This window comes from Anaerosoma tenue, assembly GCF_023161965.1.
Classification (GTDB): domain Bacteria; phylum Actinomycetota; class Coriobacteriia; order Anaerosomatales; family Anaerosomataceae; genus Anaerosoma; species Anaerosoma tenue.
On sequence record NZ_JALNTY010000001.1, the window covers coordinates 587,718 to 597,500 of the forward strand.

Annotated in this window: 9 protein-coding genes and 2 rRNA genes (1 of these 11 cut by a window edge); 3 read left to right on the forward strand and 8 right to left on the reverse strand. The window is 63.6% G+C overall.

All coding sequences use genetic code 11. The features are described from left to right. Positions 1-2: 2 nt before the first annotated feature. Positions 3-383: a hypothetical protein gene (locus MSB02_RS02955; protein WP_267193719.1), complete on the reverse strand. Its 381-nt coding sequence runs from the start codon at positions 381-383 to the stop codon at positions 3-5. A gap of 47 nt (positions 384-430) precedes the next feature. Here MSB02_RS02955 and MSB02_RS02960 point away from each other — a divergent pair, with 47 nt between their 5' ends. The 3 genes from MSB02_RS02960 to MSB02_RS02970 are packed head-to-tail and all read left to right on the forward strand — an operon-like array spanning position 431 to position 2,813. Continuing rightward, positions 431-1,162 (forward strand): AzlC family ABC transporter permease, encoded by a 732-nt coding sequence (locus tag MSB02_RS02960; protein ID WP_267193720.1) that lies wholly within the window; start codon positions 431-433, stop codon positions 1,160-1,162. After that, positions 1,159-1,485 carry an AzlD domain-containing protein gene (locus MSB02_RS02965; RefSeq protein ID WP_267193721.1) on the forward strand — a complete coding sequence of 109 codons (327 nt, stop codon included), beginning with the start codon at positions 1,159-1,161 and terminating at the stop codon, positions 1,483-1,485. Before MSB02_RS02960 ends, MSB02_RS02965 begins: the two co-directional genes overlap by 4 nt. Before the next feature lie 38 nt (positions 1,486-1,523). Beyond that, a complete protein-coding gene (locus tag MSB02_RS02970; RefSeq protein ID WP_267193722.1) occupies positions 1,524-2,813 on the forward strand; it encodes a DUF1015 domain-containing protein in 1,290 nt (429 codons plus the stop codon). Between the two features lie 25 nt (positions 2,814-2,838). Here MSB02_RS02970 and MSB02_RS02975 read toward each other — a convergent pair whose 3' ends face one another. The 7 genes from MSB02_RS02975 to MSB02_RS03005 form a co-directional block, all read right to left on the reverse strand. After that, positions 2,839-3,678, reverse strand: a complete 840-nt coding sequence (locus MSB02_RS02975; protein WP_267193723.1) for an endonuclease III domain-containing protein — start codon at positions 3,676-3,678, stop codon at positions 2,839-2,841. Beyond that, positions 3,678-3,914, reverse strand: coding sequence for a hypothetical protein (locus MSB02_RS02980; protein WP_267193724.1), 237 nt, complete (start codon positions 3,912-3,914; stop codon positions 3,678-3,680). The genes MSB02_RS02975 and MSB02_RS02980 overlap by 1 nt, the downstream gene beginning before the upstream one ends. A gap of 136 nt (positions 3,915-4,050) precedes the next feature. Further along, positions 4,051-4,614 (reverse strand): dCTP deaminase, encoded by a 564-nt coding sequence (gene dcd, locus MSB02_RS02985; protein WP_267193725.1) that lies wholly within the window; start codon positions 4,612-4,614, stop codon positions 4,051-4,053. Between the two features lie 12 nt (positions 4,615-4,626). Next, complete coding sequence (locus MSB02_RS02990) at positions 4,627-6,900, reverse strand: vitamin B12-dependent ribonucleotide reductase (protein ID WP_267193726.1); 2,274 nt, start codon at positions 6,898-6,900, stop codon at positions 4,627-4,629. Positions 6,901-7,232: 332 nt separating this feature from the next. Then, entirely contained in the window at positions 7,233-7,454 is a 222-nt protein-coding gene (locus MSB02_RS02995; protein WP_267193727.1) for a NifU family protein, read from the reverse strand. 178 nt (positions 7,455-7,632) lie between these two features. Further along, positions 7,633-7,747 (reverse strand): 5S ribosomal RNA (gene rrf / locus MSB02_RS03000). Positions 7,748-7,859: 112 nt separating this feature from the next. After that, a 23S ribosomal RNA gene (locus tag MSB02_RS03005) occupies positions 7,860-9,783 on the reverse strand (it continues 1,074 nt past the right edge of the window).

A 9,783-nucleotide genomic window follows, 5' to 3' on the forward strand; every position in this document is an offset into this window, starting at 1 on the left:
CGCTACTCCGTCTCGGCGAGGAAGTCCTCGACGCACTCGATGTGCGCCAGCTGGCGGCGGAAGTACTCGCAGTACGGCTCCCCGGCCTGCTCGCGCTCCCGACGCACGGCCTCGTCACGCTCACTGCGAGGCTGCGGGGCGTCATGTTCCGCGATGGACACGTCCTCCACCTCGGCATCCACTTCGTTCATCTGGCGAACGACCTCCATGGCCGCTGCAGCGAGCACGTTGGGCGTGGGCAACATCGCCCGCAAGGAGGTGCCGCAGTGGGGGCAGACGAAGACGACCTCGACGGATTCGGCGCCGTGGAACACCACCGCGGTGACGCTTTCCAGACCGAGTTCCACACGCCCGTCGTTGGGGCACATGAGTGCGAACTCCATCACTGTCACCTCCTCCGTTCTGCCTTCATCATACCGCGGGCCGACGCGTGGCGCTGTGCTACCATCGCCGCATGCCCGACACCACTGAGAAGCAAGACGCGTGCCCGCCCGTGCGGGCACGGTTCGCCAGGGGCCTGAGACTCGGGCTCCCGATCTTCCTCGGCTACGCCCCGATCGGCGCAGCGTTCGGCATCGTCGCCCGCAGCCTCGGCTTCTCGCCGTTCCAGGCGATCGTCTGCTCCGGCACCGCGCTTGCCGGCGCGGGTCAGCTCATCGCACTCCAGCTCATAGGGTCCGGAGCGACCGCGCTCGCCGTGGTGTTCACCACCGCGGTCGTGAACCTGCGCTACGTCCTGTTCGGAGCCGCGATGTCGCAACACGCGACAGGCATGCCCGTCCGCCAGCAGGCGTTCCTAGCGTTCACCCTCACAGACGAGACCTTCGCGGTCAACATCGATGACAACCGCCGGGGCCACGCCGACTTCTGGTCGATGGCAGGCGTCGGGGTCATAGCGTGGAGCGGCTGGGTGGCCGGAACGGCTGCGGGCGCGTTCGCCGCGAACGCGATCGGCGACCCCACGCGCTTCGGAGTGCAGTTCGCGATGCCGGCCATGTTCACGGCGCTGCTCGTCGCGCAGGCCGAGGACCGTAGGCATGTGATGACGGCCCTTGTGGCCGCCGGGTTCGCCGTGGCGCTCATGCTGAGCCTGCCTGACCCCTGGTACCTGATCCTCGCTCCCATCGGCGCCGCGACGGTCGCCACAGCGGTGACACGATGAGCGCCGCCACGATATGGACGGTCATCGCCGGTATGGCCCTCGTCAACTTCGTCATCCGCTTCCCATCGCTCGCTATCCTCTCGAGAGCGGATCTGCCACCATGGGTGAAGCGTTGGCTGTCATTCATTCCGGTGTCTGCGATGGCCACTCTCGTTGTCGGCGGCGTCCTTCGCCCCGATGGCCGCTGGATCCCGCCACTGGAAAGCCCGTACCTCTGGGCGGCTGTCGCGACAGGGTTGGTCTACTGGCGGTTCCGGAGCTTCCTCGGCGCCACTGTCTCCGGTATCGCCTTCTTCCTGGCGCTTGCCGCCGTGCTGGGCTAAACTCGCGCAGCAGATGTCGCTCGTCCAGGGGAGGTCCCATGTCGCTCGTCCGTCCGTTTCGCGCCCGCATGTACCGGCATGAGCCCGGAGCCGATCTGAGCGACCTGACCGCTCCACCGTACGACGTGGTGAACCCCGAGCAACGTGCTGCACTTCTCGCCCGCAACGACCACAACGTCGTGGCCCTTGAGCTCCCCGACGGACCACTGGATCCGACTGTCCCCGGGAACCGCTACGAGACCGGTGCGGAGACATGGCGCCGATGGCACGACGAGGGAATCCTCGTAGAGGACGCTTCGCCTGCGATCTACGTCGTCGAGCAGTCCTGGAAACACGAGGGCACGCCGATCAGGCGACGCGGCTTCATCTCCGCGGTGCGGCTGCACCCGTTCTCAGACGGCGTGGTGCTGCCTCACGAGCGGACCCTGCCCAAAGCGATCTCGGACCGTCTCGACCTCACCAGGGCGACCGCGGCGAACCTCAGCCAGGTCTTCGGACTGTTCTCCGACCCCGCCGGTGAGACCGGCGCACTGTTCGACGCGGCAACGGCAGGCGAGCCCCTTTGCACCTCCACCGATGCCGACGGAGTCGTCAGCCGCCTGTGGGCGATCCGCGACGCCGCCGCCATCGACGCGGTCTCGGCGATCGTCGGTGAGCGCCAGGTGTTCATCGCCGACGGACATCACCGCTACACGACCGCCCTCGCGTATCGGGACGAACGCCGCGCCGCTGACGCCGCTGCGGGACGCACGCCGATCGATCCGGCCTACGATTTCGTGATGATGACGCTCGTGAATATGGACGACCCTGACCTCCTCGTGCTGCCTACCCACCGTCGTGCGCGCGCGGCGGGTGCGTTCGATGTCGAGGGGTTCTGGCGCGCGCTCTCGGAGCGATTCGACCTCACTCCCATAGAGCACTCGCCCGCATCAGCGCTCGAGGACGCCGACCGGTCCGCGTTCGTGGTGCGGACGGCGGACGGTTCGACGCGACTCGCCATGATCAAGGCGGATCTCGACCCAGCGCGGGTCATCGAGGGCGACCACTCGGACGGCTGGAAGCGGCTCGATGTGACCGTGCTCCAGGAACTGATCCTCAAGCCCCTCCTCGGCATAGACCCTGACGTGCCGGAGACCCTCGACAGGTTGTCCTTCGCGAAGACCGTGGATGACGCCTTCGCCGAGGGCGCCGACGCCACGTTCCTGCTCAAAGCGACCCGAATGGATCAGCTTCGCCAGGTGGCTCTGGCCGGAGAGACCATGCCGCAGAAGTCGACGTACTTCTATCCCAAGCTCGCCTCCGGCCTGGTGATGCGCTCGCTCGCCTGACGGCGACCAACAGATCCGGTGCCGTCTAGCCTCTTGAGACGGAGCGGAAACCGACGCCCCTGACGGTGCGGTGGACCAGCCGCGGACAGACCCTTCCGAGACGACACGCGTCGCAGCGAGGTTCCGCGGGACGGCAGTAGTCACGGCCTATGAGCCAGGTCGCCAGATCGAGCGTGCCCGGAGCCTCCGGACAGGCCTGCGCAGCGGCCTCACGTATAGCCTGCGGACTGTCCTTGTCCACGAGCCCGGCGCGCAGGAAAACGCGCCGGACATGAACGTCGTACGCGACGCTCCCGGAGCTGGTGTCGCTGAGTGCGACCCCGAAATGACGGACGAGTATCTCGGCGGCCATCACGGCCTTCTTGGGACCGATGCCGTCGAACCGCTGGAGCCGCCACACCACCTCCGGGAGCGGCGTTCCGTCGGGCCATAGAGCGGCAGCCGAACCACCATAGTCATCGAGCAGGAGCTGCGCCGCCGCGCTGAGCCAACGCGGCAACGTCTTCACGAACCGGTGCAATGCCGGTGGCTCTGCCACGGCCGCGAAGACCGCATCCCGCTCGACGGCCAGACGGTGGAGGTCGAGGTGGCCGAGCCGCTCCTTCAGCAGATAGGGTCCCGCCCATGCCCGCTCGGCAGGTACCCCCTGGGTGAAGAGGACGCCGAGCAGGAACGCCTCGGGTGAGTGCTTGATCAGGTCATCTGCGGCCCGGGAGCCCGTGAACGTGCCGCCCACCTGGGCGGCGCCGCGCGCCGCAAGGTCCTCGCCGTAGGCCCGTAACGCAGCGGCTACCGAGTCGCTCGGACCCACCGCCTCCCCGCCCTGCCGCGCCGACGGACCCGACGAGGAGCGCCCGGCGTCCATCAGAGCCGCGGCCCGTTCGTCAGGAAGAAGGCGCAGCGCGTGCAGATCTCCTTGGCGGCTGCGGACCGGTCGATCGTTGGATCGAACACGAGTGCCGGATCGCTCGTGATCGCATGGGTGTCGCGGTCGCACTTGGCATAGAAACACGATATCGGACACTGCTCTGCCGGATCGATCGCATGCGGGCACCGCTCCCGCATCTCATCGTCACACCCGCGCTCCGACCAGCAGGCCATCATCTCACCTTTCGTCGACCGTCAGGGGCAGCGTACCCGATGGAAGGCCGCATGTGCACCTCGATGACACACGACCCGGGCGCGCTACCGCCCTGCCCCGCGTGAGAGGGCGCGCGCCCGGGCCCTGCGTCCACTCCTAGAGCCGGCTGCGGAACGACCGGCTCGGGGTGGGCTCTACCTGCCCCTGATACTTGCTGCCCAGCTCCGGCGATCCGTAAGGGCGCTCGACCGGGGTGGTCATCTGCATGAATGAGATCTGGCCGATCGCCATGCCGGGCGTGAGCACGATAGGCAGGTTCGCAACGTTGCTCAGCTCGAGTGTGAGCGTGCCCAACCAACCGGGGTCGACATAGCCCGCGGTCGAATGGATCAGCAGTCCCAGTCTGCCGAGTGAGGATTTCCCCTCCAGCCGCGCGACTATGTCGTCAGGCAGCTCGATACGTTCTATCGTGGCGCCGAGCACGAACTCCCCGGGGTGAAGCACGAACGGCTCACCGGTCGTGGCCTCCACCGCGTCCATGAGTCCTTGCTGCTCCATCGCAGGGTCGATGTACGGGTACCGTGAGTTCCTGAACACCTGGAACTGCGTTCCCAGGTGCAGGTCGATGCTGGACGGCTGGATATCCCGCTCGCTGCACGGATCGACCACGATCCGGCCAGCCGCCATCTGCTGCCGTATCGACCTATCCGAGAGGACCATGTGCTCGCCCGCCTACGCGCACTTGCTGTAGCCGCACGCCCGGCACACGGCGCATCCGCTCTCGTGCTCGAGCGCGCCACCGCACTCGGGGCATGCTCCCGCAAGGTTCACGAGGCCATCGGTGTTCTTGGACACCGTAGTCGACGCATGACCGGTCTCCGCCCACTCCAGGTAATGCTCCATCGCGATTCCCACCGCGTCCGCGCACGAGAGGACTTTTCCGCCCTGCGCCCACGCCGGACTCGGACAGCGAATGCCGCGCAGATGCTTCAGTATCGCTTGTGGATCCACGCCCGCCCGCAATGAGACCGAGATCATCCGGGACAGCGCCTCGGACTGGCTCGCGGCGCATCCGCCGGACTTGCCCATCTGAGTGAACACCTCGCACAGCCCCTGCTCGTCCGAGTTGATCGTCACGTACAGGTTGCCGCATCCGGTCTGTATCTTCTCAGTGCGACCCATCGTGACCGAAGGGCGTGGCCGTGGCTCGATCTCGCCGTGCCGGGTCACCTCGCCCGCATCGCCCTTGGCCGTCTTGCCCGTGGACAACACCTGGTTCTGCTTGCTGCCGTCACGGTAGATCGTGACACCCTTGACGCCCGACTCATGCGCGAGATCGTAGACCTGACGAACGTCATCGACAGTCGCTTCGTGCGCGAAGTTCACAGTCTTGGAGACGGCGTTGTCGGTGTGCTTCTGGAACGCGGCCTGCATACGGACATGCCACTCGGGCGAGATGTCGTGCGCAGTCACGAACGCCCGCTGTATGTCCTCCGGAACGCCTTCGATACCGTGCACGGAGCCGTGATCGGCGATCAGCGCCATCAACTCACGGCTATAGAAGCCCTGCTTGACGGCGATGTCCTCGAACAGCGGGTTCACCTCGATGAGCCTGTCGTTATCCATCACGGTGCGGACGTACGACACAGCGAACAGGGGCTCTATGCCCGATGAACAATTGGCGATGATGGACAGCGTGCCGGTGGGAGCGATCGTCGTTACCGTGGCGTTCCGCAAGCGCATTCCTTCGGGAGTGTCGTATATCGAACCCTCCCAGTTGGGGAACACGCCCCTTTCCTCGGCAAGTCTCATCGATGCCTGACGTGCCTCCGCCTCGATGAACCCCATGACCTTCTCACCCAATGCGACAGCCTCGTCGGAGTCGTAGCCCAGGCCCATCATGATGAGCATGTCCGCCCAGCCCATCACCCCGAGTCCGATCTTCCGATTACCGGCGACCAACTCCGCTATCTTCTCGAGCGGATACTGGTTGACCTCGATGACGTCGTCGAGGAAGCGAACTCCTCGATGGACGACGTCGGCAAGCCGATCCCAATCGATGTCCGGCCCCGCCTCTGACCAGCGCACGAACTTCGAGAGGTTGACGGACCCGAGGTTGCAGGCCTCGTACGGCAGCAGCGGCTGCTCTCCACAGGGATTGGTGGACTCGATCTCGCCGAGTGCGGGGGTGGGATTGTCGCGATTCATGCGATCGATGAAGATGATGCCCGGGTCACCCGTCGCCCATGCCATCTCCACGATCAGGTCATAGACCTCGCGCGCGTCGAGTTGGCCCGCGACGTCCTTGCTGCGCGGGTTCCGCAGGTCGTACATGTCGCCAGACTTCACGGCGTCCATGAACTCCTCGGTGAGTGCGACCGAGATGTTGAAGTTGGCGAAGTCGCCATCGAGCTTGCACTTCACGAAGTCGATGATGTCCGGGTGGTCGATCCTCAGCACGCCCATGTTCGCGCCGCGCCGGGTGCCGCCCTGCTTCACCGCCTCTGTCGCCTGGTTGAACACCCGCATGAACGAGATCGGACCGCTGCTGACGCCCTGGGTGGAGCGCACCTGGTCGCCGGCGGGGCGGAGACGCGAGAACGAGAAACCGGTACCCCCACCGGACTTGTGGATGATCGCGGTGTCCCGAACGGCGCCGAAGATCGAGTCCATCGAGTCTCCGACGGGCAGGACGAAGCACGCGGAGAGTTGCTGCAGTTCACGACCGGCATTCATCAGCGTGGGCGAGTTGGGCAGGAACTCGAGCGACGTCATCAGCTCATAGAAGTCGCGCGCGGCCTCTTCGACCTGTGCCTCCGTCGCACCGAAGGACGCCTCGGCCGAGGCGATGTTCTTCGCCACCCGGATGAACATATCGGATGGCTTCTCTATGGGCTGACCATCATCGTCCTTCTTGAGATACCGCTTCTGCAGGACCTTGAGGCTGTTCGGCGAGAGGGTCTCATCGATCGTCCTCGGGTAAGTGGCTGTGTCCTGCTCGGGCATCGTGGCTCCTCCTCGCGGTTCTCCTGCATGACGTGCCAGCGGACCTGTCTCGCCCCCCGTGGCACAAGATGTTGCGTCTTAAGAGTGTAGCCTCGCAACATATGGGGTGCAATGGGTCATACATCCCACGCGACGAACGGTAGCGTCAGAAGACCGTACGGCTATCTCGCGACCGTACCCGGATAGATGGGCGTGACGAACGCCCAGTCCTGCGCGAACGCGCGACCCGGACCCGGGGCACGACACGGAGTACCGGTATCCACCTCGAGATACGACAGGAGGCCGCCGCCCCTACGGGCGGCGGCCTCCTGTCATTCAGTAAAGGGTCAAGCCTAGACGGGCTCGACCCTCTGGACCTCGGGAACCTCTTCCTTCAGCACACGCTCGACGCCGTTGGCCAGTGTCAGCTGCGACATAGGGCAGCCCCGGCACGCACCCTGCAGTGCCACCTTGACCACGCCATCATCAGAGACATCCACCAACTCGACGTCGCCACCGTCGGCCTGAAGGGCCGGACGGATCTTGTCGAGCGCTGCCTGGATACGATCCTTCACGTGAGACTCCTTCCACAGACGGCCGGCGCCACGCCGGCCCTCGATCCACATGAGACTGCTCCGTGACGCACGCAGGCGCACGGGTCATACCGGGCGATTCTAGCAGATGCCGTGCCGGTTGCGGCGATGCGCTCGAAGTCACTTGAAGCGCGCCGAAACGGGACGAGCCGTCGGATGTGTTCAGCAGCGTCCTACTCTCCCACGGACTACACCGCAGTACCATCGGCGCTGGAGGGCTTAACTTCCGAGTTCGGAATGGGATCGGGTGTACCCCCTCCGCCAAAGCCACTGAACACATCCGACGGCTCGTGACCGTCGAGTGTCGAAACACTCTTCTGCTTTCAAGTGCGCGCGGGGTGCTTCGCGCCCTGAGAGCTGCATAGCGAGTCGGAAAATGTTGAATAGAAGATCAAGACCTCGGCCTATTAGTACCGCTCGGCTGAACGCATTGCTGCGCTTATACCTGCGGCCTATCAACCTCGTAGTCTACGAGGGGCCTTACCTGGTTAACCCAGTGAGAGACCTCATCTTGAGATGGGCTTCCCGCTTAGATGCTTTCAGCGGTTATCCCGACCGAACGTAGCTACCCAGCAGTGCCGTTGGTCGACAACTGGTGCACCAGAGGTTCGTCCATCCCGGTCCTCTCGTACTAGGGACAGCCTCTCTCAAGTCTCTTACGCCCACGGAGGATAGGGACCGAACTGTCTCACGACGTTCTAAACCCAGCTCGCGTACCGCTTTAAATGGCGAACAGCCATACCCTTGGGACCTACTACAGCCCCAGGATGCGATGAGCCGACATCGAGGTGCCAAACCCTGCCGTCGATGTGGACTCTTGGGCAGGATCAGCCTGTTATCCCCGGAGTACCTTTTATCCGTTGAGCGACGGCCATTCCACTCTGAGCCGCCGGATCACTAGCGCCGACTTTCGTCTCTGCTCGACTTGTAGGTCTCGCAGTCAAGCTCCCTTGTGCGCTTGCACTCTACGATCGATTGCCAACCGATCTGAGGGAACCTTACGCGCGCCTCCGTTACATTTTAGGAGGCGACCGCCCCAGTCAAACTACCCACCTGACACGGTCCCCTGCCCGGATCACGGTGCAGGGTTAGACATCCAGCCTGTCGAGGGTGGTATTCCAACGGTGGCTCCACCTAGGCTGGCGCCCAGGCTTCAAAGCCTCCCACCTATACTCTACACGACAAACCAAATATCAATGTCAAGCTGTAGTAAAGGTTCACGGGGTCTTTCCGTCCTTCCGCGGGGAATTCGCATCTTCACGAATAATGCAATTTCGCCGAGTCTACGGTTGAGACAGCGCCCAAATCGTTACGCCATTCGTGCAGGTCGGAACTTACCCGACAAGGAATTTCGCTACCTTAGGACCGTTATAGTTACGGCCGCCGTTTACTGGGGCTTAGATTCAGAGCTTCGCCTTGCGGCTTACCCCTCCTCGTAACCTTCCAGCACCGGGCAGGCGTCAGACCCTATACGTCGTCTTACGACTTTGCAGAGTCCTGTGTTTTTAGTAAACAGTCGCTTGGGCCGTTTCACTGCGGCCCCCGTCCGCTCACACCGCGAAGATGATCACGGACCGGGGCGCTCCTTCTCCCGAAGTTACGGAGCCATTTTGCCGAGTTCCTTAACCGTAGTTCTCTCGATCGCCTTGGTATTCTCTACCTGCCTACCTGTGTCGGTTTGGGGTACGGGCACCCACAGCACTCCCTAGAGGTTTTTCTTGAAAGCATGGGATCACTGACTTCACTCTATCGCTTCGTCATCAGCTCTCAGGCATATACAGGGCGGATTTGCCTACCCTGAACCCTACAGCCTTTCACGCGGACGTCCAGAACCGCGCTCAGCTACCCTTCTCCGTCACCCCATCGGTAATAACGCACTGTCAGTGGTACAGGAATGTCTACCTGTTGTGCATCGACTACGCCTTGCGGCCTCGCCTTAGCTCCCGACTGACCCTGGGAGGATTAGCCTTGCCCAGGAACCCTTAGGCATACGGCGGAAGTGTTTCTCACACTTCTCTCGCTACTCATGCCAGCATTCTCTCTTCTGTACAGTCCACGGACGGTCACCCACCCGCTTCGACCCAGTACAGAATGCTCCCCTACCACTCCACGTAAACGTGAAGTCCGCCGCTTCGGTATCATGCTTGAGCCCCGTGTATTGTCGGCGCGTGTCCACTTGACCAGTGAGCTATTACGCACTCTTTAAATGAATGGCTGCTTCTAAGCCAACATCCTGGTTGTCTGTGCAAACGCACATCCTTTGCCACTTAGCATGAATTTAGGGACCTTAGCGGGCGGTCTGGGCTGTTTC

Excerpts from the sequence above, each read along its gene's own strand:
- MSB02_RS02955 (WP_267193719.1), bottom strand. The coding sequence starts at position 383 with ATGGAGTTCGCACTCATGTGCCCCAACGACGGGCGTGTGGAACTCGGT.
- MSB02_RS02965 (WP_267193721.1), top strand. The coding sequence starts at position 1,159 with ATGAGCGCCGCCACGATATGGACGGTCATCGCCGGTATGGCCCTCGTC.
- MSB02_RS02970 (WP_267193722.1), top strand. The coding sequence starts at position 1,524 with ATGTCGCTCGTCCGTCCGTTTCGCGCCCGCATGTACCGGCATGAGCCC.
- MSB02_RS02975 (WP_267193723.1), bottom strand. The coding sequence starts at position 3,678 with ATGGACGCCGGGCGCTCCTCGTCGGGTCCGTCGGCGCGGCAGGGCGGG.
- MSB02_RS02980 (WP_267193724.1), bottom strand. The coding sequence starts at position 3,914 with ATGGCCTGCTGGTCGGAGCGCGGGTGTGACGATGAGATGCGGGAGCGG.
- dcd (WP_267193725.1), bottom strand. The coding sequence starts at position 4,614 with ATGGTCCTCTCGGATAGGTCGATACGGCAGCAGATGGCGGCTGGCCGG.
- MSB02_RS02990 (WP_267193726.1), bottom strand. The coding sequence starts at position 6,900 with ATGCCCGAGCAGGACACAGCCACTTACCCGAGGACGATCGATGAGACC.